29 protein-coding genes and 1 tRNA gene are annotated in these 24,914 nt (G+C 66.1%); 14 read left to right on the top strand and 16 right to left on the bottom strand.

Features of this window, described 5'->3' with window-relative positions:
* Positions 1 to 184 precede the first annotated feature (184 nt).
* Entirely contained in the window at positions 185 to 1,558 is a 1,374-nt protein-coding gene (locus Q4G50_RS01005; RefSeq protein ID WP_303375772.1) for an aromatic acid/H+ symport family MFS transporter, read from the top strand.
* Between the two features lie 196 nt (positions 1,559 to 1,754).
* On the opposite strand, the gene Q4G50_RS01000 is transcribed toward Q4G50_RS01005, so the two are convergent.
* Positions 1,755 to 2,951 (bottom strand): alpha-amylase family protein, encoded by a 1,197-nt coding sequence (locus tag Q4G50_RS01000; protein WP_303375883.1) that lies wholly within the window; start codon positions 2,949 to 2,951, stop codon positions 1,755 to 1,757.
* A 67-nt stretch (positions 2,952 to 3,018) separates the two neighbouring features.
* Between Q4G50_RS01000 and Q4G50_RS00995 the strand changes: the two genes are divergently transcribed.
* A complete protein-coding gene (locus Q4G50_RS00995; protein ID WP_303375771.1) occupies positions 3,019 to 3,582 on the top strand; it encodes a TetR/AcrR family transcriptional regulator in 564 nt (187 codons plus the stop codon).
* Between the two features lie 3 nt (positions 3,583 to 3,585).
* On the opposite strand, the gene Q4G50_RS00990 is transcribed toward Q4G50_RS00995, so the two are convergent.
* From Q4G50_RS00990 to glyA, 3 genes are read right to left on the bottom strand one after another with little or no spacing between them, the layout of a single operon-like run.
* Positions 3,586 to 4,197, bottom strand: coding sequence for an aminotransferase class IV (locus tag Q4G50_RS00990; RefSeq protein ID WP_303375882.1), 612 nt, complete (start codon positions 4,195 to 4,197; stop codon positions 3,586 to 3,588).
* Entirely contained in the window at positions 4,197 to 6,140 is a 1,944-nt protein-coding gene (pabB, locus tag Q4G50_RS00985; protein ID WP_303375770.1) for an aminodeoxychorismate synthase component I, read from the bottom strand. The genes Q4G50_RS00990 and pabB overlap by 1 nt, the downstream gene beginning before the upstream one ends.
* Before the next feature lie 5 nt (positions 6,141 to 6,145).
* A complete protein-coding gene (glyA, locus tag Q4G50_RS00980; protein WP_303375769.1) occupies positions 6,146 to 7,444 on the bottom strand; it encodes a serine hydroxymethyltransferase in 1,299 nt (432 codons plus the stop codon).
* A gap of 120 nt (positions 7,445 to 7,564) precedes the next feature.
* On the opposite strand from glyA, the gene coaA reads away from it, so the two are divergent.
* Entirely contained in the window at positions 7,565 to 8,491 is a 927-nt protein-coding gene (gene coaA / locus Q4G50_RS00975) for a type I pantothenate kinase (RefSeq protein ID WP_303375768.1), read from the top strand.
* A gap of 73 nt (positions 8,492 to 8,564) precedes the next feature.
* Here the strand turns inward: coaA and Q4G50_RS00970 are convergent, their stop codons facing one another.
* The 4 genes from Q4G50_RS00970 to mca all read right to left on the bottom strand — a co-directional run bounded on the left by Q4G50_RS00970 (position 8,565) and on the right by mca (position 11,136).
* Positions 8,565 to 9,086, bottom strand: a complete 522-nt coding sequence (locus Q4G50_RS00970) for a flavodoxin domain-containing protein (RefSeq protein WP_303375767.1) — start codon at positions 9,084 to 9,086, stop codon at positions 8,565 to 8,567.
* Between the two features lie 7 nt (positions 9,087 to 9,093).
* Positions 9,094 to 9,888: an isoprenyl transferase gene (locus tag Q4G50_RS00965; RefSeq protein WP_303375766.1), complete on the bottom strand. Its 795-nt coding sequence runs from the start codon at positions 9,886 to 9,888 to the stop codon at positions 9,094 to 9,096.
* A gap of 62 nt (positions 9,889 to 9,950) precedes the next feature.
* On the bottom strand, positions 9,951 to 10,232 hold the full coding sequence (locus tag Q4G50_RS00960) for a hypothetical protein (RefSeq protein WP_303375765.1): 282 nt from the start codon (positions 10,230 to 10,232) through the stop codon (positions 9,951 to 9,953).
* The gene (gene mca, locus Q4G50_RS00955) at positions 10,225 to 11,136 is read right to left on the bottom strand and encodes a mycothiol conjugate amidase Mca (RefSeq protein WP_303375764.1); all 912 of its coding nucleotides are present in this window, start codon (positions 11,134 to 11,136) and stop codon (positions 10,225 to 10,227) included. Before mca ends, Q4G50_RS00960 begins: the two co-directional genes overlap by 8 nt.
* Before the next feature lie 172 nt (positions 11,137 to 11,308).
* Between mca and Q4G50_RS00950 the strand changes: the two genes are divergently transcribed.
* The 5 genes from Q4G50_RS00950 (at position 11,309) to Q4G50_RS00930 (ending at position 13,645) form a co-directional block, all read left to right on the top strand.
* Positions 11,309 to 11,776: a DUF4307 domain-containing protein gene (locus Q4G50_RS00950; protein WP_303375763.1), complete on the top strand. Its 468-nt coding sequence runs from the start codon at positions 11,309 to 11,311 to the stop codon at positions 11,774 to 11,776.
* Between the two features lie 136 nt (positions 11,777 to 11,912).
* Positions 11,913 to 12,437: a transcription elongation factor GreA gene (gene greA, locus Q4G50_RS00945; RefSeq protein ID WP_303375762.1), complete on the top strand. Its 525-nt coding sequence runs from the start codon at positions 11,913 to 11,915 to the stop codon at positions 12,435 to 12,437.
* A 40-nt stretch (positions 12,438 to 12,477) separates the two neighbouring features.
* Positions 12,478 to 12,732 (top strand): hypothetical protein, encoded by a 255-nt coding sequence (locus tag Q4G50_RS00940; RefSeq protein WP_303375761.1) that lies wholly within the window; start codon positions 12,478 to 12,480, stop codon positions 12,730 to 12,732.
* 8 nt (positions 12,733 to 12,740) lie between these two features.
* Complete coding sequence (locus tag Q4G50_RS00935) at positions 12,741 to 13,160, top strand: hypothetical protein (RefSeq protein ID WP_303375760.1); 420 nt, start codon at positions 12,741 to 12,743, stop codon at positions 13,158 to 13,160.
* Positions 13,157 to 13,645 (top strand): hypothetical protein, encoded by a 489-nt coding sequence (locus Q4G50_RS00930; RefSeq protein WP_303375759.1) that lies wholly within the window; start codon positions 13,157 to 13,159, stop codon positions 13,643 to 13,645. The genes Q4G50_RS00935 and Q4G50_RS00930 overlap by 4 nt, the downstream gene beginning before the upstream one ends.
* Positions 13,646 to 13,685: 40 nt before the next feature.
* Here the strand turns inward: Q4G50_RS00930 and Q4G50_RS00925 are convergent, their stop codons facing one another.
* A complete protein-coding gene (locus Q4G50_RS00925; protein ID WP_303375758.1) occupies positions 13,686 to 14,522 on the bottom strand; it encodes a Bax inhibitor-1/YccA family protein in 837 nt (278 codons plus the stop codon).
* A gap of 222 nt (positions 14,523 to 14,744) precedes the next feature.
* Here Q4G50_RS00925 and Q4G50_RS00920 point away from each other — a divergent pair, with 222 nt between their 5' ends.
* The 3 genes from Q4G50_RS00920 to Q4G50_RS00910 are packed head-to-tail and all read left to right on the top strand — an operon-like array spanning position 14,745 to position 17,648.
* Positions 14,745 to 16,106 carry a hemolysin family protein gene (locus Q4G50_RS00920; protein WP_303375757.1) on the top strand — a complete coding sequence of 454 codons (1,362 nt, stop codon included), beginning with the start codon at positions 14,745 to 14,747 and terminating at the stop codon, positions 16,104 to 16,106.
* Positions 16,103 to 17,155, top strand: a complete 1,053-nt coding sequence (locus Q4G50_RS00915) for a CNNM domain-containing protein (RefSeq protein WP_303375756.1) — start codon at positions 16,103 to 16,105, stop codon at positions 17,153 to 17,155. The genes Q4G50_RS00920 and Q4G50_RS00915 overlap by 4 nt, the downstream gene beginning before the upstream one ends.
* A gap of 25 nt (positions 17,156 to 17,180) precedes the next feature.
* Positions 17,181 to 17,648: a nucleoside deaminase gene (locus tag Q4G50_RS00910; protein WP_303375755.1), complete on the top strand. Its 468-nt coding sequence runs from the start codon at positions 17,181 to 17,183 to the stop codon at positions 17,646 to 17,648.
* A gap of 90 nt (positions 17,649 to 17,738) precedes the next feature.
* On the opposite strand, the gene Q4G50_RS00905 is transcribed toward Q4G50_RS00910, so the two are convergent.
* From Q4G50_RS00905 to Q4G50_RS00880, 6 genes are all read right to left on the bottom strand, one after another.
* Positions 17,739 to 17,815: transfer RNA gene (locus tag Q4G50_RS00905), tRNA-Leu, on the bottom strand.
* 12 nt (positions 17,816 to 17,827) lie between these two features.
* A complete protein-coding gene (locus Q4G50_RS00900; protein ID WP_303375754.1) occupies positions 17,828 to 18,784 on the bottom strand; it encodes a Ppx/GppA phosphatase family protein in 957 nt (318 codons plus the stop codon).
* A complete protein-coding gene (locus tag Q4G50_RS00895; protein WP_303375753.1) occupies positions 18,781 to 19,338 on the bottom strand; it encodes a DUF501 domain-containing protein in 558 nt (185 codons plus the stop codon). Before Q4G50_RS00895 ends, Q4G50_RS00900 begins: the two co-directional genes overlap by 4 nt.
* 5 nt (positions 19,339 to 19,343) lie before the next feature.
* Positions 19,344 to 19,838 carry a septum formation initiator family protein gene (locus tag Q4G50_RS00890; RefSeq protein ID WP_303375752.1) on the bottom strand — a complete coding sequence of 165 codons (495 nt, stop codon included), beginning with the start codon at positions 19,836 to 19,838 and terminating at the stop codon, positions 19,344 to 19,346.
* Between the two features lie 107 nt (positions 19,839 to 19,945).
* Entirely contained in the window at positions 19,946 to 21,223 is a 1,278-nt protein-coding gene (gene eno / locus Q4G50_RS00885; RefSeq protein WP_303375751.1) for a phosphopyruvate hydratase, read from the bottom strand.
* A gap of 120 nt (positions 21,224 to 21,343) precedes the next feature.
* A complete protein-coding gene (locus Q4G50_RS00880) occupies positions 21,344 to 22,108 on the bottom strand; it encodes a lytic transglycosylase domain-containing protein (RefSeq protein ID WP_303375881.1) in 765 nt (254 codons plus the stop codon).
* Positions 22,109 to 22,256: 148 nt separating this feature from the next.
* Between Q4G50_RS00880 and Q4G50_RS00875 the strand changes: the two genes are divergently transcribed.
* Together Q4G50_RS00875 and Q4G50_RS00870 are read left to right on the top strand one after the other, a co-directional pair.
* A complete protein-coding gene (locus tag Q4G50_RS00875) occupies positions 22,257 to 22,658 on the top strand; it encodes a hypothetical protein (RefSeq protein WP_303375750.1) in 402 nt (133 codons plus the stop codon).
* A 75-nt stretch (positions 22,659 to 22,733) separates the two neighbouring features.
* Complete coding sequence (locus Q4G50_RS00870; protein ID WP_303375749.1) at positions 22,734 to 23,090, top strand: hypothetical protein; 357 nt, start codon at positions 22,734 to 22,736, stop codon at positions 23,088 to 23,090.
* 22 nt (positions 23,091 to 23,112) lie between these two features.
* Here Q4G50_RS00870 and Q4G50_RS00865 read toward each other — a convergent pair whose 3' ends face one another.
* Positions 23,113 to 23,721, bottom strand: coding sequence for a MazG nucleotide pyrophosphohydrolase domain-containing protein (locus Q4G50_RS00865; protein ID WP_303375748.1), 609 nt, complete (start codon positions 23,719 to 23,721; stop codon positions 23,113 to 23,115).
* Positions 23,722 to 23,809: 88 nt separating this feature from the next.
* Here Q4G50_RS00865 and nadA point away from each other — a divergent pair, with 88 nt between their 5' ends.
* A complete protein-coding gene (gene nadA / locus Q4G50_RS00860) occupies positions 23,810 to 24,844 on the top strand; it encodes a quinolinate synthase NadA (protein WP_303375747.1) in 1,035 nt (344 codons plus the stop codon).
* Positions 24,845 to 24,914 lie beyond the last annotated feature (70 nt).

The raw sequence follows: 24,914 nt of genomic DNA, 5'->3' as shown, positions 1-24,914 counted from the left end.
GTGGTTCTATTTATGCGCTCTCAGGCCCCTTTTAGGGTCACCACCAGCATAAGTCTAGATAATCGGACATGCACCCCTGGCAACTCCTTAGGGATCACCCCAGTATTTTGTGAACTGGAACACTTCTAAAGTTCGGTCATCCTCTCCGTCACAGAGAGTTTCCGCACAAACGAAGGACATTTCCATGAACACCACCTGGGCCTCACCGGCGCACCGGCGCACGGTATACCTGGTACTCGCCGTCGTCGGCATCTCCATCCTCTTCGACGGCTACGACCTCGTCATCTACGGCGCCGTCCTCTCCTCGCTTCTCGACGACCCCTCCCACATCGGCCAGCTCTCCCCCGCCGTCGCCGGCACCCTGGGATCCTGGGCCATGATCGGCGTCCTCATCGGCGCCCTGTCCGCCGGCGCCGTTGGTGACCGCGTCGGCCGCCGCAAGGTCATGCTCACCGCCATCGTGTGGTTCTCCGTCGGCATGGGACTGACTGCCCTGGCGAACTCCATCTTCATGTTCGGCTTCCTGCGCTTTGTCACCGGCCTCGGCGTCGGCATGATCGTCGCCACCGGCGGCGCCATCATCGCCGAGTTCGCCCCCGCCAACCGCCGCAACCTCTTCAACGCCATCGTCTACTCCGGCGTCCCCGCTGGCGGCGTCATGGCCTCCCTCTTCGCCCTCGCCTTCGAGGACGCCATCGGCTGGCGCGGCCTGTTCATGGTCGGAGCCTCCCCGCTGCTCTTCCTGCTGCCCCTGGCCTACTTCGCCCTGCCGGAGTCCCCGCGCTGGCTCGTCGCCCGCGGCCGCCAGGCCGATGCCCGCGCCGTCTGCGCCCGCCACGGTCTGCCCGAGGAGACCTTCCTCAACACCCCCGCTGTCGCCGTTCCCGCTGCCGAGGCCAAGCGCGACGTCGAGAAGACCGGTTTCGCCGGCATCTTCTCCCGCTCCTACCTGCCGGGCACCATCCTCATCGGCGTCATGTCCTTCATCGGCCTTCTGTCCACCTACGGCCTGAACACCTGGCTGCCGAAGATCATGCAGTCCAACGGCGCCTCCGCCCATGACTCCCTCTACTCCCTGCTGTTCCTCAACGGTGGTGCCGTCATCGGTGGCCTGACCGCCTCCTGGATCGCCGACAAGATCGGCGCCAAGGCCGTCATCACCTCCACCTTCGCCCTGGCCGCCGTGTCCCTGGCCATCCTGCCGATGTTCTCCACTGTCGCCCCGATGTACCCGTTCATCGTCGCCGCCGGCATCGGTGTCATCGGCACCCAGGTCCTCACCTACGGCCTGGCGTCCAACTACTACGGCACCGCCTCCCGCGCGGCCGGTGTCTCCTGGGTCGCCGGATTCGGTCGCCTCGGTGGCATCGCCGGCCCGGCCATCGGTGGCCTCATCATCGGCGCCGGTCTTGGCCCCACCGCGTCCTTCTGGATCTTCGCCGGCGCCGCCCTGATCGGTGCCGCTGCCACCGCCCTCATCCCGCGCTCCCCGGCGCAGGCGGAGATCGTCGCCGCCCAGGCTCCGGTCGCACGCGAGGAAGAGCCCGCGCTCAACTAGCTCGCACATGACGGAGAGTGACCCCCTGACCTGGTTGGTCAGGGGGTCGTTCCGATTCGCTCACGGGGCGGTGCGGGTCAGAAAATCCGACTGTCGGCAAAAGACAGCAACCGTATTTGTTATAAACGGACGCGAGCTGGGCCTATAAAGATACGTGCACTCGTACAATGTGACATATTGCCGGGCACTGTCAGATCTACCAGGCGTACTCCGCGGTCTCCCCGTCGGAGAACTCCAGCTTCGCCGTGACAGCGGGTTCCAGGGTCAGATGCACGGTCAGGGAATCAGAGCCCGCGCGCACCACATAGGAGATCGCCTCGTTGGACGTCTCGAGCACCTCGATCTCAGCGCGTACGAGCCAGGGGTGGCGGCGTCGAGAAGCAATGAGTTCCTGGTGCAGCACGTGCATCCACTCCCCTAGCGGCGCCAACTCCTCGGGCGTGGCGGGCAGCGGCGGACGGACCGGATCATCTGCCGAGAAGCCGGAGCCCTTCACGCCGGTGAAAGCCTGCTCATCGCCGTAGTAGATGCTGGGGATGCCGGGCAGGGTGAGCAGCAGGACGGCGGCGAGCGCGGCCCCGGAAGAACCGGTGACACTGGCGATGCGGTCGACGTCGTGGTTGCCCACGAAGGTCTGCATCGGGGCCTGCGCGACGAAGTCGTTGTGGCGGCCGAGGGCGTGCTCGAGTTCCCAGAAGTTGACGTCTTTGATCGACGACCAGACGGCCTTCCACAGCTCGTACTGGGTGACGGTGTCCAGGTGGCCGTCGTGCACGAGCCCCAGGTAGTCGCCGTGGATGATCTCGCCGAGGAAGACGGCGTCGGGGTGCGTCTGACGCACGCGGTCGACCACCTTCGCCCAGAACCAGGCGGGCACGGAGTAGGCGACGTCGAGGCGCCAGCCGGCGATGCCGCGGTCCAGCCAGTGGTTCATGACGTCGACGACGAGGTCCTCGGTGCGCGGGTCCTCGTGGTTGAGTAGCGCCAGGTCGCCGTGGCCCTCCCAGGGCTCGGGGCTGCCGTCGTCAAGGCGGCGGATGGGACCGTCGCCGGCGACCATGGGATGGTTGATGCCGACGTGGTTGAACACTCCGTCGAGGACCACCTCGATGCCGCGCTCCCGGCAGGCGGCCATGAGCCGGTCGAAGTCGGCGTCGTCGCCCAGGCGGGGGTCGATCTGGTAGTGGTCGAGGGTGTCGTAGCCGTGGGTACTCGAGGCGAAGATGGGCGCGAGGAGCAGACCGTTGCAGCCGAGGTCGATGAGGTAGTCGAGCCAGTTGATCAGCTCCGGCAGGCGGTGGCCTTCATCCTCGGTGGTCCAGTCGCGGATGCGCGCACCGGTCGCGCCGAGGGGGTAGACGTGCCAGAAGATGGCGTGGTCGAGCACTTCGATACTCCTATTGAGTGTGAGTCAGTAACTGTTATTGACCTTAACTCAACAACGGGTAGGGTTGTCAACCGTGAGCACCCGCAGACGACTGAGCACCGCCGAACGCCGCGCCGCCATCCTCCACGCCGCACGCGAACACTTCGCCACCACCTCCTACCCCGACGCCTCCGTCCCGGCGATCGCGGCAGCGTCCGGCAGCTCGCAGTCGCTCGTCTTCCACTACTTCTCCTCCAAGGCCGGCCTGTACGCCGCCGTCGTGGAGGACTCGCTGCGCTCGCTCATCGACGCCCCCCTCCCCCACGCCCCCTCCACCCGCGAACAGGTCTCCCTGCTGCTCCAGGGCTACCTCGATGCCCTGGCCGCCGACCACACCCTCGTCGCCGGGGTCGGCGAGCCGGAGGCCGCGGTCGCCCAGCGTCGACAAGCTGCTTCCGCACTGGTGGAAAAACTGCGTGAGATCACCGGCATCGGCGACTTCGCCCGCCATCACTGGGCGCTGTGGGGCTGGGTCGGCTTCCTGGAGGCCGGTGGGCGCCGCTGGGTCGAGGCGGGGTGCCCGGAGGAGCAGCGCTGGCCGCTCATCGACGCCGCGCTCGGCGCCCTGGAGGGCGCGTTGGGCGACTGGCGGGTGTGAGGATCAGACCCAGCCGACGACCTCGGTCCACCCGTGCAGCGCACTTCCCGCCCACACCGGGAATGTCTGCAGCTCCTCGGGCGTGATGGGCCGAGTACCGGTGAAGCTGTATGCCTCCCGGGTCGCCTGCACGGTCGTCGACGGCAGCTGCTCCGGATGTTCCGGGAACATCAGATGCCCATCCTCCCACCACGCCAATGCGCAATTCGCACCCTCCGCCACCAGGCCGTCCCCGGTCCACAGCACCGCATCATCTGCCCCTAAAGCCTGTGCCTGCGCTCGTAGCTCCCCCAACACCCCCAGATCCGGGCCCTTCACCGTGGGATTCAAGCGTGGATCCGGCGTCGGCGGCACCCACAGCACCGTCTGCGTCCGCAGCGGTGGGGCGGGTCGCACCCGCAGGTAGAGCTCTTCCCCATGCTTCTCGACGCGCGGAAACCACGCCCCCTCCGCCGGCACCCGCACCGCCGCCATGAACTCCGGATGCCCGAAACGGGCGACGTGCAGGTGCCAGTGGGCCACGTGCCCGCCCTGCACCAGCCAGGAGTCCACCACGTCCGGGGTCGTCGTCGGCTCCGCGCACTCCACCAGGCCCGCGCCGTCCCAGCGGTACATCACTGCGGGAACTCCTGCCCGAGCAGGCGCAACAGTGGCGCGGACTTGGTGATGGTCTCCTCGTACTCCGCCACCGGGTCCGAGAGCGCGATGATCGCCCCGCCGACGCCATAGCTGACGCCGTCCGAGTCGGCGACGATCGTACGGATCACCATCGACAAATCCATGCCGCCGTCGAGCGAGAAGTAGCCGATGCCGCCTGAGTAGATCCCGCGCGGCCCCGCCTCCAGCCGGTCGATGATCTCCATGGTGCGGATCTTCGGCGCGCCCGTCATCGACCCACCGGGGAACGTCGCCCGCACCGCATCCACGGCCGTACGACCCGCGGCCAGCCGGCACGACACGGTGGAGACGAGCTGGTGGACGGTGGCGTAGGACTCGACGTCGAAAAGCGGCTCGGCGCGCACGGTCCCCGGCTCCGCGACGCGCGTGAGGTCATTGCGCACGAGGTCGACGATCATGAGGTTCTCGGCGCGGTCCTTCGGATTGACGGCGAGATCGGAACGCAGACGGGCGTCCTCCCGTAGATCGACGCTACGCGGACGGGTGCCCTTGATGGGGCGCGACTCCACGACACCATCTCTGACCTGCAGGAACCGTTCCGGTGTGGAGGAGAGCACGTCCACCCCACCAATGCGCAGCAGCGATCCGAAGGGCGTCGGATTAACCGCCCGCAGCGCCCGGTACGCCGGCCACGCATCCAGCTCACCGGCCGCGCGCAGCTCGTTGGTCAGGCACACCTCGTAGGTCTCGCCCTGGCGGATCTCCTCCAGGCTCTGCTCCACTAGCCCCAGATACCCGGTCTGCGAGTGCCGCGCGGTGAGCTTATCGACGTCCCCGTACTCCCCCGCCGCGCCCACCTCCAGGTCGGTGAGCCGCTCAGCCGTCGTAGAACACCACGCGCGCTGGGCGCGGTCGTGCTCGGAGCCGATGAGGGCAATGACGTGGGTGCGCCGCTGCGCGTGGTCGATGACCACGGCCCGGTCGGCGAAGATCATGCCCAAATCCGGGTGCGGGGACTGCCACGCCGCAGAACCGCCGCACTCGGCCTTGAGCTCGTAACCGAGCCAGCCGACCCAGCCGCACGTGAAGCCGAAATCCACCTCGCCTGCGTCGATGGTGTTGGCGGCCAGGTCCGCGGCAAGATCGCTAAGAAGCGTGCCCACCCGGCCGGTCCACACCCGGGCCAGCGGGCCGGAGTCATCGCCGAGAAAGGAGAAACGGCCGGTGCCGTGGTCGGGCGTGGTGGAGTCAAGCCAGAAGGAGTTCTCCGCCCCCGCGAACAGCGCCCCATACACCGCCTCGCCGTCGGCCTCGTGCTCGACGGTGACGGTGTGCAGGCGCCAGCGCGAACGCGAACGGCGGTTGCGCTCGGCGGCCATCGACAGGAAATTCGCCACCAGCGTGTGCCCGTCGAAACCGCCGATGGACTCGGGGTGGAACTGCACACCCCACTGCGGTAGGCGGCGGTGCGCCAGCGCCATGACCAGCCCGTCCTCGGTGCGGGCGGTGACCGCCAGGGAATCGGGGACGTCGACGACGAGCAGGGAGTGGTAGCGGACGACGTCGATAAGCGGCGGAAGGGAGGCGAAGAGACCGGAGCCGTCATGACGGACCGGGAACACACGGCCGTGGACGGGCTCGGGCGCCAGGTCGACGCGGCCGCCGTGGGCGTACGCCAGGGCCTGATGCCCCAGGCAGACCCCTAAAACGGGAACGCGCCCGTCGCGCAGGACATCCAGGCAGAAGCCGATGTCCGACTCGCGCTCCGGGCGGCCGGGGCCCGGCGAGATGATGACGGCGTCGAAAGTGGCGACGCGGTCGACATCCCAGCCGGGTTCATCATTGGTGATCACCTCGGGGGTGACACCGGTGATGTCCTCGACATAGGCGACAAGATTCCAGGTGAAGGAATCGCGGTTGTCGATGACGAGGACGTCCACGGCGGCTAGTTGATCTTCCAGTCCTCGAGACCCTCATACAGCGGGTACTGGTCGGTGAGCTTGGCGACGCGACCACGCAGCGCCTCGACGTCGGCGTTCTTGCCGTCGACCAGAGCAGTGCCGATGATGTCGGCGACCTCGGTGAAGGCGGCGGCGTCGAAACCGCGGGTGGCCAGGGCCGGGGTACCGATGCGCAGGCCGGAGGTGACCATCGGCGGACGCGGGTCGTTCGGCACGGCGTTGCGGTTGACGGTGATGCCGACCTCGTGCAGGAGATCCTCGGCCTGCTGGCCGTCCATCTCGGAGTTGCGCAAGTCAGCCAGGACGAGGTGCACGTCGGTGCCACCGGTGAGCACGTCGATGCCGGCGGCCTTGGCATCCGCGGCGGTAAGACGCTCGGCGAGGATCTTCGCGCCCTCGATGGTGCGGGACTGACGGTCCTTGAACTCATCGGTGCCGGCGACCTTGAGGGCCACGGCCTTGGCGGCGATGGCGTGCATGAGCGGTCCACCCTGCTGGCCCGGGAAGACGGCGGAGTTGAGCTTCTTCGCCCACTCCTGCTTCGCGACGATCAGGCCCGAACGCGGGCCACCCAGCGTCTTGTGGACGGTGGTGGACACGACATCGGAGTGCGGCACCGGGGAGGGGTGCAGATCGGCGGCCACCAGGCCGGCGAAGTGTGCCATGTCGGTCCACAGCAGGGCGCCGACCTCATCGGCGATGGAGCGGAACGCCTCGAAGTCGAGGGTGCGCGGGTAGGCTGACCAGCCAGCGATGAGCACCTTCGGGCGCTCGGCCAGGGCCTGCTCGCGGACGCGGTCCATGTCGATGCGGTGGGTCTCGGAGTCGACCTCGTAGGCGACGACGTCGTAGAGCTTGCCGGAGAAGTTCAGCTTCATGCCGTGGGTGAGGTGGCCACCGTGCGCCAGGGACAGACCCATGATCTTGTCGCCGGCATCAGCCAGGGCGTGGAGGACAGCGGCGTTGGCCTGCGCGCCGGAGTGCGGCTGAACGTTGGCGAACTCGGCGCCGAACAGGGCCTTGGCGCGGTCACGAGCCAGATCCTCGACGACGTCGGCGTTCTCGCAGCCACCGTAGTAACGGCGGCCCGGGTAACCCTCGGCGTACTTGTTGGTGAACACGGACCCCTGCGCCTGCAGCACGGCGCGGGGCACGAAGTTCTCGGAGGCGATCATCTCGAGGAAGTCGCGCTGACGGGTGATCTCGCCACCGATGGCGGCGTGCACCTCCGGGTCGAGAACGGACAGCTCCTGGTAGCGAAGGTCAGAGGACTCAGCGGTCATGGGCGTTTACGCCAACCTTTCAAAGGGGGACACGGCATTCGACGGACAGCTTACCGCCCGCCAGCCGCCACATACCCCCGAACCCCTGGCTTGGCCGCTGCGGGTGACACAATAGAGTGCATGTCCCGGCCCAAAGATGCCACCCCGTATGTGGATTTTGACCGCGCCTCCTGGCGGGCCCTGCGTAAATCCATGCCGCAGGTGCTCACCGAGGCTGAGGTCGAGCAACTGCGCGGTATCGGTGAATCTATTGATCTGATCGAGGTCGCCGAGGTCTACCTGCCACTCTCCCGACTCATCCACCTGCAGGTCTCCGCGCGGCAAAAGCTCATCGCCGCGACCGAGACCTTCCTCGGTGCCTCCTCGGGGCACGTGCCTTTTGTCATCGGCGTCGCCGGATCCGTGGCCGTCGGCAAATCGACGACCGCCCGCCTCCTGCAGGTGCTGCTCCAGCGCTGGGATTCACACCCCCGGGTGGACCTGGTCACCACCGACGGTTTCCTCTATCCCGCGGCCGAGCTCCACGCCCGCGGGCTCATGGGGCGCAAGGGTTTCCCCGAGTCCTATGACCAGCGGGCGCTGCTGCGCTTTGTCACCGACGTCAAGTCCGGGCGCCCCGCCGTCGACGCCCCCGTCTACTCCCACAAGCTCTACGACCGGGTGCCAGATGAAACCCTGACGGTCTCCCAGCCGGACATCCTCATCGTCGAGGGCCTCAACGTCCTGCAGACCGGCCCGACGCTCATGGTTTCTGACCTCTTTGATTTCTCCGTCTATGTCGATGCCCGCACCGAGGACATCGAGCGCTGGTACATCGACCGCTTCCTCCAGCTGCGCACCACTGCTTTCCGGGAACCCGGGGCCCACTTCGGCCACTACGCCGACTATGGCGACGCCAAGGCCCGGGCCGAGGCGCGGGAGATCTGGCAGTCCATCAACCTGCCCAACCTGGTGGAAAACATCCTGCCCACCCGGGTGCGTGCCTCCCTGGTCCTGCGCAAGGGCGCGGATCACCTGGTCGAGCGGGTGCGGATGCGCAAGATCTAGCGCCCTTCTGCAAAAGTCGACGTATACATAACCCGCGAACTGGGATTATGCAGGGAATTGACCCCTGTTCAGGTCAACTTTTGCAGGACCCCGCCCCGTGCACCCACTCCACGATCGGATCCAGCTCCGACAGGTCCACCCGGTCGGTGTCCCGGTCATAGGAATCAATCATCGCCTGCTCATTGGGGCTGCGGTCGGCCTCCCGCTTGGCCTTGAGCGCTTTGATGATGCCCCACATGATCATCTTGTGCTTGCGTGACATGGTCGAATAGTTCAGCCGTCCCGGCAGATAAAAACGGGCCACGCCCTCCGGGACCTGGCCTTTGAGCTGGTCTTTGGCGCGGGCGACGTCGAGAAGCGTCATGCCGACGGCGCACACCGCGACGGGCCGGCCGCCCAGATCCTGCTTCGACACGAAAGAAGCGGCCGGGACCACGGGTCCGTGGACATAGGACAAGACGATGAGCGGGTCGTGGGGGTCGGCGGGCGCGGTGGCGTCGGCCAGCGCGATGGCCTGGGTGCCCAGCCGTTGAGCCAGCGCATCGGCGTATTCGCGGGTGGATCCGTATGCGGATTCATAGCAGACGGTGGCCATGGGGAACCTACTTTCCGAATCGACGACTACGGTGGGAATAATCCCGCAATGCCCGTAGAAAATCTATCTTACGGAAAGCCGGCCAGTACGTGTCGGTGAACCAGATCTCCGAGTACGCCGCCTGCCACAGCAGGAACCCGGACAAACGCTGCTCCCCCGAGGTGCGGATCACCAGATCCGGGTCCGGCTGACCGGAGGTGTAGAGGTGATGCGAAAGCGATTCGACGGTGACGCTGCCGGACAACGCCTCGGGAGGGGTGCCGGCTGCGACGTGTTCGTCGATAAGCTCCTGCACCGCGTCGACGATCTCCTGCCGCCCGCCATAACCGACCGCGATGTTGACCGTGATGCCCGTGCGCTCCGCGGTGCGCTGCGCCGACGTCCGCCACCGCTGCGCCACCTCGGGCGGCAACAGATCAAGGTGCCCGACCAGACGCACCCGGCAGGAATGCTCCTCCCCCGACAACTCATCGACCACATCGCCGATGATCCCGAAAAGCAGCTCCAGCTCATGCGCCTCGCGGCCCAGATTCTCCGTCGACAGCAGGTAGACGGTGACCACCTGGACGTCGGTTTCCTCGCACCAGTGGACGACCTCGCCGATCTTTTTCGCACCCGCCCGATGCCCGTGGCTGATATCCGCGTGCCCGGCTTGCCGCGCCCACCGTCGGTTTCCGTCGGCCATGATCGCGATGTGGCGCGGCTGCCGCGCGCCCTTGAGCTCACGCATGAGGCGCGACTCGTACAGGGAATACAGCAGGCTGGTCAGTTTCACGGATCTCAGTCTAGTGCCCCCTGGCATGCCGTGTCCGCACCGCAGCTGACATCTGCTTATCGACGCCGCGCTCCCCCGCCAGGAATCCCCTAGAACCAGGACTGCTTACGACGGTCGAGCAGACCGGCCTCGGCCATCGCCTTATCCACAGCCTCCTGGTCGAAAGGGTCCAGACCGTGGGCCTCGGCGAAAGCGCGGCGCCGGTTGTAGCGGGAATAGCGGCGGTGGAAGGACCAGCCGATGAACAGCACCACCACGGCGAGCACCACGAGGATGGTCATGCCGATCGGCGAGGCCTTGCCGAACTCCGGGCCAAGGGGGCCGCCCTGCTGCTGCTGGGCGAGGATCATGAGGTTGCTGAGATCAAGCATCGTTTTCTTCCGTGGTCTCGGTGGTGCCCTCCAGCTTATCCCCCGTGATGCCGGCGAAGAGATCATCCTCCGGCAAGGAGGTGGCCACGCGGGTCTGGGCCAGCTCGAACTCCTCGGTGGGCCACAGTTCCTGCTGCACCGACACCGGGGTGGCTAAAAACGCGCCGGCCGGGTCGATCTGGGTGGCGTGCGCCCGGAGGGCCTGCTCGCGGTGGGAGAAGTAGTCGGCGCACTCGACCTGGGTGGTCACGCGGGCCATAATGTCGGCCTTGTTGCGTTCCCAGCGTTCCAGCATCGGGCCGTAGGGGCTGGTGCGGCCCTCGCGCAGGAGCAGGTCGTGGAACATCTGCATGCGCTGACGGACAAATCCGTGGGTGTAGTACAGCTTCAGCGGGGTCCACGGCTCGCCGAGCTCCGGCGCAAACTCCGCGTTGCCAGCATTCTCCCAGGCCAACATCGACGCCTCATGCACCATGAGGTGATCGGGGTGAGGATAGCCGCCGTTCTCGTCGTAGGTGATGATCACATGCGGGCGGAACTCACGGATGACCGCCACGAATTCCTTGGCCACCTCGAGCGCCGGTTCCAGGGCGAAGCACCCCTCCGGCAGCGGCGGCAGGGGGTCGCCCTGCGGCAGGCCGGAGTCGACGTGCCCGAGCCAGACGTGCTCCACGCCGAGGGCGGCGGCCGCGGTAGCCATCTCCTCGCGGCGGACGGAGACGATGCTCTCCAGCACGCCGGGCTTGTCCATGGCCGGGTTGAGGATGTCCCCGCGCTCCCCGCCGGTGCAGGTGAGCACCACCACGCGGTTGCCCTCCGCGGCGTAGCGCGCGGTGGTGGCCGCGCCCTTCGAGGCTTCGTCGTCGGGGTGTGCGTGGATGGCCAGGAGCCGGAGTCCGCTCAACGTCATCACCTTCTTCACTGTAGGTGTCACGTAAACAACGTGTCTGTGTAACCTGTCCCATCCTAGTGTTGCCCGCCAGACGATGGGAAAGCAGGTCCCCGCACGCCCATCCGATAGGATGAGTCCGATACCCCACTCCGATTGACGCGCCCCGCCGCAGAGGTTGCAACTGATGAGCACTCCCGCCGATCCCCGTTCCACCGCTCGCTACGGGGATACCCGTAAGCCCGAGGCGTCGGAACGCAACCTCACCGGCAAGGCGATCGCCATCATGGCGGTGGTGCTGCTCGCTGGCCTGGCCGTGGCCATCGCCCGCTACATGGCTGCTGATGCCGAGCGCGGTGAGGTCACCATCTCGATGGTCTCGCACGAGCGCGTCGCCGATGACACCATGCGCCTGTGGGTGGATGTCACCCGCGAGGACCCGAACGTGGAGTCCTACTGCATTGTCACCGCCATGAACTATGAGATGGCGGAGGTGGGGCGCCGGGAGATCCTGGTGAAGCCGGGTGGTGACGCCGTGCAGCGTTTCACCGTGGACATCCCCTCGCGTGATCTGCCCGTTTCCGGCAGCGTGTACGGCTGCTCGACGACGATGCCGCCGTATCTGAAGGAAGGCCCCGCGCAGGTCGCTCAGTGACCCTGGTGTGATGCCGGTGTGTTAAAATTCCTTCCAATTGTTCACACCGGTGGGTGACGCGCGTGTCGGGGGCTTCCCGCCGGATCGCCGTTGCCACCGGCCCGAGGGTTAGGGAAGGCAGGGTCGCTACGTCGCTATGGCTGAGAACAGCAAGCAGTACATCACCCCGGAAATGAAGGCGAAGCTCGAGGCTGAGCTGCAGGCACTGATCGATCACCGCCCGGTGGTCGCCGCCGAGATCAATGAGCGCCGCGAGGAGGGTGACCTCAAGGAGAACGCCGGCTACGACGCCGCCCGTGAGATGCAGGACCAGGAGGAGGCCCGCATCAAGCAGATCTCCGAGCTGCTGGCCAACTCCACCACTGAGCGTGAGGGTGTCGTCGAGGGTGTCGCTCTCGTCGGTTCCGTCGTGCACGTCTACTACAACGGCGTGGAGGACGATAAGGAGACCTTCCTCATCGGTACCCGCGCCGCCGCGACGGACAATGAGCACCTGGAGACCTACTCCGAGCATTCCCCGCTCGGCGCCGCCCTGTTGGGTGCGCAGGAGGGTGAGACCCGCGAGTACACCGCCCCGAACGGGGCCACTATTTCGGTGACTCTGGAGTCCGCTAAGCCCTACGATTCCCAACTTGCCGCAACTCCGCGCTCAGCCGAGTAATCTCTTAAGCACTTCAGTGACTACCGGGAGGATCCCCACCATGAACCGCATCTTCGCCCGCAAGGGTGCCGCAGTCGCCGGCGCCGCCGCTCTCGCCCTGGCCCTGGTCGCCTGCTCCCCGCCGAATGAGCAGCCCTCTGACGTCAAGGTTGATACTGCGACCGAGTTCCAGGCCCCGGAGGCTGAGACCACCGGCACCACCACTGCCACCACCACCGCGGTGACCACCACCGCTGTCGTGGAGGAAGAGACCGGCGAGGCTGTGGTCGTCGAGGAAGCTCCGGTCCAGAACTAGCCACGACCGTGACGCACACTTTCTGCACCCGGGCCGGGTTGATCCTCGGCCTGGGTGTTTTTCTGAGCGCCTGTTCCCCGCCGAACGAGCAGCCCTCTGACGTGAAGGTCGATACCGCTACCCCCGGCCGCACGGCCCCGGTGGCGCAGTCGAAGCAAGCCACGCAGCTCCCGGGTGTCATCGAGTGCGTGGGTACCCCGGAGTTGGAGCCCTCGACGTTGGCTTTGTCGTGCACGGACGGTACTGATCGGCTCGTGCAGATCGAGTGGGACACCTGGACCACAGATTCCGCCACCGGCACCGCGGTCCGCGAGACCGGTTCCCAGCGCACCAGGGATGTCCAGGTCACCTTGTCTGAGCCCGTGCCAACCTCCCAGGGGCTGGCCTTTTCCCAGGTGGTTGTCGATGGTCGGGTGATCGTGCTGTGAACCTCCGCGAGCAGATCCCGCAGGTGACGCGTCGCGTGCTTATCGACGCCCCCTCCCACACCGTTGGCGTCGAACTCACCCGTTCCTTCGCGGCCTCCGGCCGCGAGTTGTGGGAGGCCATCACCGATCCTCATCGCCTGGAGCACTGGTTCGGCGATATTGATCCTGCCGAGCTCCAGGTGGAGGCCTGCGAGGAGGAGCGCCTCCTGCGCCTGCCGTGGGAAGGTGGCACCTTGCAGGTGACCCTCGCCGACAACGCCCTCACCCTCACCTACACCACCCCGCATGACGCGGACTGGGACACTTTCGGCCCGGCCCTGCTCGGAGTGGAGTGGGACAGCGCGCTCGCCGCCCTCAACCTGTATCTCGCGGCGGATGCCGAATCCGAGGCGGGCGAGGAAGAGGCGTTTATGCGGGCGGTGGTGGGTGAATGGAGCGTCGATAAGCAGCAGGCGCAACGCACCATCAACCTGTTCCTGGAATAGCAAAAAGGGCCCCCGCAGGGGCCCTTTTCCTTACTTCCCGCTAGTTGGAGCGGAAGTAGGACAGCAGACGCAGGATCTCGGTGTAGAGCCAGACCAGGGTGACTGCCAGGCCAAGTGCCACGCCCCAAGCCATCTTGGACGGTGCACCGGCGCGGATCATCTTGTCGGCGGCGTCGAAGTCGGACAGGAAGCTCATGGCAGCCAGGCCGATGCAGACCAGGGAGAAGACGATGGCCAGCATGCCGCCGTCACGCAGCGGGTTCATGCCGGTGAACATGGCCAGCAGCAGGTTACCCACGACCAGGACGAGGACACCGACGATCGCACCGGTGAGGATGCGGTTGAACTTCGGGGTGACCTTGACGGCACCGGTCTTGTACACGAAGAGCATGCCCAGGAAGACGCCCAGGGTGCCCAGGACCGCCTGGCCGATCATCACACCGGCATCTGCGTTGACGCCCTCGAAGGTGATGCCGGTGAACAGCAGGGAAATACCGCCGACGAACAGGCCCTCAAAAGCCGCGTAGATGAGGGTGACCGCCGCGGAGCCGTACTTCTTGCCGAAGGTGGCCACCAGCACGGTGATCAGGCCGCCGATGGCGCCGACCACGGTGAGGATGAGCGCCAACCCCGGGTTGACGAACATGAAGATGCCGAAGTTGAGCAGGGCGAAAACGACGATGACACCCAGGGTCATGCCGGTCTTGGCCACCACATCATCAACGGTCATGGGACGCTCGCCGGTGGTGGCGGGGGCCTGGCCGTAGCCGGAGTACGGGTCCTGGTAACCCTGCGGTGCACCCGCGGGGTAGGCGCCCGTCTGGATGCCACCCTTGGCGGTGGTGAGAGAATTCATGACAGGGTTGCTGCTACGCACGATAAAACCCCGGTCCTTTCTATTCGCGTGATGTTTCTACCCCGTACAACGTAGCAAAACTTGATTTAGTTCCCCGGATGAGATTTCTTCCCGACATCGCGTCTGTTCCTGTACACTGACCCTGTTTTTATCACCACACACCCGAAAGGCAGCACTCCCCTCGATGGAGCCTCCCCCTGACAGACCCGCTTTGTCCCAGCGCACACTGAGGCAGGTGATCACATGCTGAGCGCCGTCGCCCTCCTTATTCTGGGACTGGTGATCATCGGTCTGATCATCGTGGCCAACGGCTATTTCGTGGCGCAGGAATTCGCCTTCATGTCGGTTGACCGCACCGAGCTGCGCTCCCGCGCCGATGCCGGTGATGAGAAGGCCGCCGCCGCACTGAAAGTCACCCGCCGCACCTCCTTCATGCTCTCCGGCGCGCAGCTGGGTATCACAGTCACCGGCCTGATGGTCGGTTTCGTCGCAGAGCCGCTGGTCGGTGAGGCGCTGGGCAGGTTGCTCGGCGGCGCCGGGGTGTCGGTGGCCGTGGCCGTCGGCGTGGGTACCGTGCTGGCGCTAGCGATCTCCACGGTCGTGCAGATGATCTTCGGTGAACTCTTCCCGAAGAACTACACCATCGCCGCGCCGATGAAGTCTTCCCTGGCGCTGGCCCGCTCGACGAACCTCTACCTGGCGATATTCGGCTGGCTCATCCGTTTCTTCGATTTTTCCTCCAACGCCCTGTTGCGCCTGCTGCGCATCGAGCCGGTGGAGGACATCGATTCCACAGCCACCGCCGAAGACCTCGAGCACATCGTCACCTCCTCCCGGGAGAGCGGTGAGCTCGATGACCAGACCTTCCTCGTGCTGGACCGCCTGCTGGATTTCCCCGACCATGACGTCGAGCACGCCATGGTGCCGCGTTCCCGCACTGATGTCGTCGATCCGGCTACCACCATCGGCGAGGTCCGCCAGCTGATGGCCACCGCGCACACGCGCTATCCGGTCATCGACGTTGAGCACAATCCCATCGGCCTGGTCCACCTGCTGGATGTGCAGGACACCGAACTTCCCGACGCCGCGCCCGTCACCGACATCATGCGCGACATCCTGGTGGTGCCGGAACTGATGTCGTTGCCGGATGTCGTCGAGAAGCTGGAGGACGCCCAGCAGAAGCTGGCGGGCGTCATCGACGAATACGGCGGTTTCGTCGGCATTGTCACCGTGGAGGATCTGGCCGAGGAGATCCTCGGCGATGTCACCGATGAGCATGACGGTGAACACTCCGAGGAGATCACCGAAACCGATGAGGACGAGTGGCTCGTCGACGGCGACACTCCTCTCGACGAGATCGAGCGCGCCATCGGCCACGACCTGCCCCAGGGTGATTTCGAGACCATCTCAGGTCTGCTCATCTCTCATACCGGCGGCCTGGTGGAGGAGGGCGAGGTGCATGTCATCGAGCTGGAGGCCGAACCCGAGGACTTCGTCGACGGGGAGGACGCCCCCACCCGCACCCTGCGCATGAGCGTGGAGGAGGTGGACCGCCACGTGCCCTCGGAGGTCCGCATCGAATTGATCGAGGAGGAGAGGAAATGATGAACTGGTACATCGCCCTGCCGGTGACCGTCGTGGTCATCGTGTTGTCCGCGTTCTTCGTGGTCATCGAATTCTCCCTGCTCGCCGCCCGCCGCAACCGCCTGGAGGAAACCGCGGAGACCTCCGCTTCCTCCCGCGCGGCGCTGCGCAGCCTCAACGAGCTGACCCTCATGCTCGCCGGCGCCCAGCTGGGCATCACGGCAGCGACCTTCGCACTGGGTGCGATCACGAAACCGTGGGTGCACTACCTCATCGAGCCCGCCTTCGGCGCTTTGCCCGCGGGCGTGGCCTATGGCATTTCCTTCGCGTTGTCCCTGTTCATCGTCACCTTCCTGCACCTGGTGGTCGGCGAGATGGCGCCGAAATCCTGGGCTCTGGCGCACCCGGAGACCGCGGTGCGTGTCATCGCCGGGCCAGCACGCGTGTTCATCACGCTGTTCCGCCCGCTGCTCTCCTGGATCAACCGCATGGCCAACGCCCTGGTGCGCAAGGCCGGTGAGGAGCCGGTGGAGCGCGCCGCCGCCAAGGGTTATGACGCCGAAACACTGCGCCACCTCGTCGAACACTCCCGTGACACCGGCGCCCTCGACGATGCCTCCGCCACCCAGATCACCGGGCTCATCGCCCTGGAAACCATTACCCTCGGTGATGCCGTCACCCCGCGACACTCGCTGCCGGCCACCGTGACAGTCGCCGAGGTGCGTGCCCGTTCCCGTGAGATCCGCTCCATGCGGGTGCTTATCGACGCCCCCGCAGACGCCGAGCAACCCACCCCCCACCTGGTGCACGTCCGTGACACGCTCCTCGCCGGCCCCGAGGAGCTCGCCGACACCTACTCCCGCCCTGCCCTGCTGCTGCCGCAGACCACCACTTTGTCTGAGGCGCTCAACCTGATGCGCAGCAACAATGAGCAGGTCGCCGTGGTGGTTCCCGAGGATGGCGTGGCCGATTCCCCCGGCGAGGTCGTCGGCGTGATCACCTGGGACGACATCCTCTCCCGCCTGTGGCCCAGCATCGAAGAGGAGCTCGATCGCGTCACCCGCCGGTGATCTGGCACGCCTATGATGGGCGGCCATGATCACCGATATTGATCGCACCTGGCTCGCCCGCGCCGTGGACCTGGCCAGCCAGGCTCTGGAGGCCGGGGACGAGCCCTACGGTTCCGTGCTTATCGACGCCGACGGCACCGAACTCTTCGCCGACCGAAACCGCATCTCCGGCGGCGATGCCACCCGCCACCCCGAGTTCGCCATCGCCCGCTGGGCCGCGGAGAACCTCTCCCCCGAACGCCGCGCCCGCGCCATCGTCTACACCTCCGGCGAGCACTGCGCGATGTGTTCCGCCGCCCACGGCTGGGTGGGCTTGGGCCGCATCGTCTACGCTGCATCCTCACGGCAGATCGGGGCGTGGCGGGCTGCGCTCGGCCATCCCCCGGCGGCTGTCACCGCGATCCCCATCCAGGACGTCGTCCCCGGCATCGTGGTGGATGGACCCGATGAGGAGCAGGCCGCGCGGGTCAGGAAACTGGTCGAGCGGATGTAGGGGGCCCCGCGCGAATCCCCCTACGTATGGGTATTTCCCCTGTACATGTACACAGTAGAAATACCCATACCCAGTCGTTTCCGGACGGTGTGGTGCCCCCACTGGGGTTCGAACCCAGACTGTGCCGATTTTAAGTCGGCTGCCTCTGCCAATTGGGCTATGGGGGCAGGGGGTTTATCTTAGCGCAGGCTATCCCCCAGGCCAGCGACAATGCCGTCAAGAATGTCCTTTTCGCTGATGACGAAGCTATCGACCTTCGTCTGCGAGGCGATCATGTCCATGATGCCGTCGACGACGACGCTGCCCCCGCCAAGGACGTCGGCGCGCCCCGGGTGCACCACGGGGTTGAGCGCGCGGGTCTCCGCTGACTGGCGGCGGATCTCGGCGGTGAGCAGGCGGAGGGCGGAAAAGCGCAGGATAGAGCCGTGGATTTCGCGCGGGTCGTAGGTTTCCAGTCCCTGGGCCAAGGCGGAGAGCGTGGTGAAGGTGCCGGCCACACCGACGAAGGTACGCGCCTTCTCCAGCGGCACGATCTTGACCACATCGGCCAGGCGCTCCCCCACGTACTCGAGGGCGATCTCGGTTTCGGTGTCGGTGGGCGGGTCGGAGCGCATGATGCGTTCGGTGACTCGCACGCAGCCCATCTGCGCGGAGTGCGCGCCGAGGATCTGCCCATCCGCGGTGCCGACGATGAATTCCGTCGAGCCGCCACCCAGGTCAATGACACAGAAGGGGTCATCAGAGGGGTTGAGGTCGGTGATGGCACCGCGGAAGGACAGGGCGGCCTCCTCCTCGCCGGAGATGACCTCCGCTTTCGCGCCCGGGGTGATGCGTCCGAGGAGTTCGGCTGTCATGCGGAAGAAAACCTCGCGGTTGGAGGCGTCGCGGGTGGCGGAGGTAGCCACCATCCGCACGGCCTTGACCTGCTCGAACTCCATGATGTCCACGAAGCGGCTCAGCGCCTCACGGGTGCGCTCGATGGCGGCAGGGTCGAGTTCACCGGTGGCGTCCACTCCCTGCCCGAGGCGCACGATCTCCATGGTGCGGGTGATTTCGCGGGTCTGTGCTCCGGCGATGTCGCAGATGAGCAGGCGGATCGAGTTGGTGCCGCAATCCACGGCCGCGACACGGGTCACTTGGCTGCCTCCTGGTAGAGATCATCAAACTGGTGAGCGTCGAAGCCCAGCTCGGCGCAGGTCGGCCAGTCCTGCGGAATGGCGGTGCCGCGCAGTCCCCCGCGGTCGGCGGCCAGGGCGACGGCCTCGGTGCCGAAACGTACCCGCTCCGGGCCCTCCGCCAGGGCGTAGGCGATGAGCACGTGGAGGCACTTGACGCGATCGGGCATACCTCCGCCGGAGAAGTCGGTGCCCAGGTCCTCCAGGGCGTTGCGCTCGGTGAGGTAGTGCTCGTGGGCGGCCGCGTAGTCGGCCTGCAGGTCGGCGTCGGTGGCCAGCCGCTCCTCCATCCACTTCATGACGTGCGCGACCTCCAGGCGGGATGCCTCGCCGGTCAGGCGCGGGTCGGTGAGGTAGTACAGGGTGGGGAACGGGGTGCCGTCGGGAAGCTTCGGCGCGGTCTTTACCACGCCGGGGTGTCCGTCGGGGCTGCGGTAGGACACGGCGAGAACACCGCGGGGTTCCCGGCCGAGCTGCTTCTCGACGGCCGCCAGGTCTGCATCATTGACAGTCATGGCGGCTATTCTTCCATGACCGCCTGCTGAAGGTCGGCCTCGGGCGGGGTTGCGATCGAGTCCCACAGGATCTCATGCCAGGTGCGCTCTGCCGCCAGCTCCTCCGCGGAGGTGGTGACGGTGCCGTCGGACTCCATGCCGGGGTCGATGACACGGAAGGCCACCTCCCCCGGTTCGATGAGTCCGAGGCGCCGCCGCGCCTCCTCCCGGATGAAAGCTTCATCCTGGTAACGGTCTATTTCGTCGAGGAGACGTTCCTTTTCCTCTTGCTTTGCGACGATCGACTCCTCCAACCGCGCAATCTCCGAACGGCCCTGGAAGTAGTTGTTCGCCGGCGCCCAGATGGTGCCGATAATGATGATCGCCACCGCCGCGAGCATGCCGAACTCCACCGTGTTGAAACGCAAGGTGGGGCGCTTCCACTTCGGCCTCGGCGTCTCCTTGGAACGGGAGACGACCGGCACGGTGTGCCGGGAGCGGGGCGTGGGATCAGTGCTCATAGACTCCCGAGTCTAACTCAGCGCGCCGTGCGCGTGGACGAACACGGCCACCAAACAGCAACGTCCCCTCCGCTCGGCGAGCGGAGGGGACGTCGAGAAGCTCGGCGTTACTTCTGGAAACGCGGGAACGCGGAGCGGCCGGCGTAGACGGCGGCGTCGCCCAGCTCCTGCTCGATGCGCAGCAGCTGGTTGTACTTGGCGACACGCTCAGAACGCGCCGGGGCACCGGTCTTGATCTGGCCGCAGTTAAGAGCGACAGCCAGGTCAGCGATGGTGGTGTCCTCGGTCTCACCGGAACGGTGGGACATCATAGAGGTGTAACCGGCACGGTGGGCCATGTCGACGGCGTCGAAGGTCTCCGTCAGGGTACCGATCTGGTTGACCTTGACCAGGATGGAGTTCGCGGCCTTCTTCTCGATGCCCTCCTTGAGGCGGGCCGGGTTGGTGACGAAGAAGTCATCGCCGACCAGCTGAACCTTGTCGCCGATGGCAGCGGTGAGGGCGACGTAGCCGTCCCAGTCATCCTCCTGCAGCGGGTCCTCGATGGAGACGATCGGGTACTCGTTAATGAGCTCCTCGTAGACCTTGGACATCTCCTCAGCGGAGAGCTCCTTGCCCTCGAAGTGGTACTTGCCGTCCTTGAAGAACTCGGAGGAGGCGACATCCAGGGCCAGGGCGACGTCCTCGCCGACCTTGTTGCCCGACTTCTCGATGGCCTCGACGATGAGGTCCAGGGCCGCGCGGGTGGACTCGACGGAGGGAGCGAAGCCGCCCTCATCGCCGAGGCCGGTGGACAGGCCCTTCTCCTGGATAACGGACTTGAGGGTGTGGTACACCTCGGCGCCGACCTGCAGAGCCTCGGAGAAGGTCTCCGCGCCGATCGGGGCGATCATGAACTCCTGGACATCGACGCCGGAGTCAGCGTGGGCGCCACCATTGAGGATGTTCATCATCGGCACCGGCAGGACGTGGGCGTTCGGGCCGCCGACGTAGCGGTAGAGCGGCAGGCCAGCGGACTCGGCGGCGGCGCGTGCCACAGCCATGGAGACACCCAGGATGGCGTTGGCACCGAGGCGGGACTTGTTGTCCGTGCCGTCGAGCGCCAGCATGGCCTGGTCGATGGCGCGCTGGTCATCAGCCTCGTAGCCAGCCAGCTCGTCGGCGATCTCCTCGTTGACGTTCTCGACAGCCTTGAGGACACCCTTGCCCAGGTAGCGGTCGCCGCCATCGCGCAGCTCATGGGCCTCGTGGACGCCGGTGGAGGCGCCGGACGGGACACCTGCGGTGGCGAGGGTGCCGTCATCGAGGACGACGCCCGCCTCAACGGTCGGGTTACCGCGGGAATCCATGATCTCTCGGGCGAAAACGTGAATGATGTCAGCCACTTGTGGGCCTCCTATAGCCATCTAGAGGTGGGAGTTGTCATCGTCGCGCGCGCTGGACACGCGTCCGGTGACAATTCTTCCAGAAAAGTGGGCTGCGCGGGACGGTACCGGGGGTAGCCATCAGCGGGCGGGCTGGTTGAGGGCGTAGGAGGCGGCGGCGTCGCGGACGTTGATGAGGTACTCCTGCGAACGGTTGTAGGCGTAGATGGCCTTCGTCCACCCCTCCGGCGTCGAGAGATCACCGCCGTTGACGCAGAGCAAATGTGCTGCGCCGAGGGCGGCATCGTCGATCTGATGGGGGTCGGCGACCAGATCACCGCTGGCGTCGCGGCCATAACGCTTCCACGACTCCGGGATGAATTGCATGGGCCCGACTGCCCGGTCCCACTCGGTGTCCCCGTCCAGTTCACCGCCGTCGGTATCGGGGATGGCGGCGAAGCCGGGGCTACCGTCGAGCGGGATGCCGATGATCTTGGGCTCCGCCACGCCCTCGGCATTGATACTGCTGCGGTTGAAGTAGTCACCCGAGTAGGTGCCGTGGCGGGACTCCACCCAGCCGATTCCGGCGAGGGTGTTCCAACGCAGGTTGCACGTCGGCCAGGCATCGCGGGCGATGAGCTCGGCGTTGCCGTAGGCACGGATGGCCGGCTCCGGGATGCCGGTCTGCTCGGAGAGGGGCTCGGCCCAGAAGGCGAGTTTGTCGGAGGTGCGGCCCGGGGCGTGGACATCGATGAGCGGGACCTCGGCGGCGGCGGCCGGGGGCACGTTATCCGGGACCGGCTGGAGCTGGCGCGTGGGGCTGGAAATGTCGAGGAACGACAGGACCCAGCCCACCAGGGAGATGACCATGATGATCGCCAGCACCACCCCGAGGCCGCAGCCCATCGCGCGTCGCGTTCCACTCATGAGGGACGATCCTACGGCATGGGTGGGTGGGAACTTTTACCCCCGCCGCATTCACTTAAGCCACTCTAGTCACATACGTAACGTAAGATGCCTGGCGTAACGATCTTCCGTTGAAAGGCTTCCCACCATGCTCCGTCGCACCCTCGCCACCATTGCCGCCACCGCTGTCGCCGTCACCGGCCTGGCCCCCGCCGCCTCCGCACAGCTCGGCGCCATCGACGGCCTCATCAAGAACGCCGACTGCCGCATTGTCGACCCACTGCTGAAGCAGACCTTCCAGATCGACGGCAACACCACCCGCTCCGACCTCTCCCGCCAGATCCGCAACGCCGCCAAGGAGAACATCAACCTCCTCGATCCGAGCACCTACCTCGTCAGCGCGCGCTACGCCGACCAGATCGCCGACAAGGCCGTTGCCTGCGGCACCGTAAAGAAGGACCCGGAGCTCTTCCCCGGCAGCTCCATCCCCAACGTCGGCAACATGCAGGACCTGCTAGCGGACCTCTCCAGCGTTCTCAACCCCCGTTAGAGGGTAACTTCGCGCGCTTGACCAGCGGGAGGGTTACTATCCCCGGGACAACATTTCCCACCGAAAGGTTTTCTCGTGAAGCGCTTCCGTTCCGCCCTCGCCGCCGCTCTCATCGCTGGCGTCGCCCTGACCGCCACCCCGGCCGCCCAGGCCACCACCAAGGCCGAGGCTGACTTCTACATCAAAGTGAGCAATGCCACGCCCTGCACCCTCGTCAAGGAAGCCGCCAAGGAAGAAGGTCTGAAGACCCGCTCCGACGTCTACAACGGCGTCAAGAAGGAACTCAGCGCCGATGACACCACCGCCGAGCACCGCAAGCAGACCGAGCGCGTCGCCAACTCCTTTGCGGACCGTGCCGTTAAGTGCGAGGCTGTGAAGAACGACCTCTCCGGCCTGTCGAGCGGCAGCTCCTTCTCCCTGTCCAGCCGCTAAACGCTTTCGGATCGGCCCGGGATCACTCCCGGGCTTTTCCTATGGCCCACAACCGCTCCTGCTCCTCCACCGGGACCACGCCCGTCGTCCCGTCGAAGAGATAAGGCGAGCGGGAACGCAGCTTATCGACGAAACTGCCCGCCACATCGGCGAAGTCGAAGGCGGAGCGTCGAGAAGCCAGCTCCGCGTGGAAGAGCACCTGCAACAAAACATCTCCCAGTTCACGCAACAACGCCTGCTCATCCCCATCACGCTCCCAGGTGAGCACCTGGTCGGCGAACTCCTGCGCCTCCTCCGCCAGGTACGGCAACAGCGAACGGTGCGTCTGCGAAGCCTCCCACTCCCCGATCGAACAGGCCCGCTCCATCGCCAACACCGCATGCCGAATCGGATCCCGGCGGGAGGACGCGGCAATGACCTCCTCCCCCATCGACACACGCGCGCGCACGCGCGGATCGAAATAGTTCGTCGTGACCAGCACGCCGGGCCCCTCAGCGGCGACCAACGTGTCGATGTTCCACCGCACCTTCACCGGCACTTCATCCGTGAACTCTACGCGGCCACCGAGGCGGCCGAAGGCCTCGAGGGGGATGAGATCGGGCCAGCGGTCGTCGAGAAGCAGGACAGTCATGCCCCTCATACTAGGTGCCCACATTTCAGGATCCACCCCATTGTCTGGGATACTTGTCGACGTCACAACGGGTACCCAAGGAGAAAACGTGGCCACCAAGCTCACATCCCCCCTGCTCGACCAGATCGTCGAAGGCCCCGCAGGCTTCACCGGCATCGAAGCCAACGAGGAGTGGGCCGCCGAGGTCCGCCGCCTCGCCGCCGAACGCAACGCCATCATCCTCGCCCACAACTACCAGCTCCCGGAGATCCAGGACATCGCCCATTTCACCGGTGACTCCCTGGGGCTGTCGCGGATCGCCGCGGACACCGATGCCGATGTCATCATCTTCTGCGGCGTCCACTTCATGGCGGAGTCCGCGAAGATCCTCTCCCCCGAGAAAACCGTCATCATCCCTGATGAGCGCGCCGGCTGCTCCCTGGCCGACTCGATTACCGCCGAGCAGCTCGCCGAATGGAAGGCTGAGCACCCGGACGCGCTGGTGGTCTCCTACGTCAACACCACCGCCGACGTGAAGGCACTGACCGACGTGTGTTGTACCTCGTCGAATGCGGTCGACATCGTCAAGGCGCTGCCCGCCGACAAGGAGATCCTGTTCAACCCGGACCAGTTCCTCGGCGCCCACGTCAAGCGGGAGACCGGTCGCGACAACATCCGTATCTGGGCTGGCGAATGCCACGTCCACGCCGGCATCTCCGGGCCCGACCTGGTGTCCAAGACCGAGGAGAACCCTACGGCGGATCTCTACATCCACCCTGAATGCGGGTGTGCCAACTCCGCGATCTACCTCGCCGGTGAGGGGCTGGTGCCGCAGGAGCGCGTCCACATGCTCTCCACGGGCCAGATGCTCGACGAGGCCAAGAACCAGCAGACCGGCACCGTCCTCGTCGCCACCGAGGTCGGCATGTTGCACCAGCTGCGCCAGACGGCCCCGGACATCGACTTCCAGCCCGTCAACGAGCGCGCGGCCTGCGCCTACATGAAGATGATCACGCCGGCGGCCCTCATCCGGGCACTGGCCCTCGGTGAGGACGAGGTCGACGTGCCCAAGGGCATTGCCGACGCCGCCCGCGAATCCCTCGAGCGCATGATCGCGGTCGGGCAATCAGGGCTCGGCGAATAGCCCTCTGGCGGAGTGTTTCCGCAGGGGGTGGGGATTAGCTTTGGGTGGGCTGCCATCGGGTGGGTGGAAT

This window comes from Corynebacterium sp. (assembly GCF_030538285.1).
Taxonomy (GTDB): domain Bacteria; phylum Actinomycetota; class Actinomycetes; order Mycobacteriales; family Mycobacteriaceae; genus Corynebacterium.
This window is presented reverse-complemented; position numbering and strand designations above follow the sequence as displayed.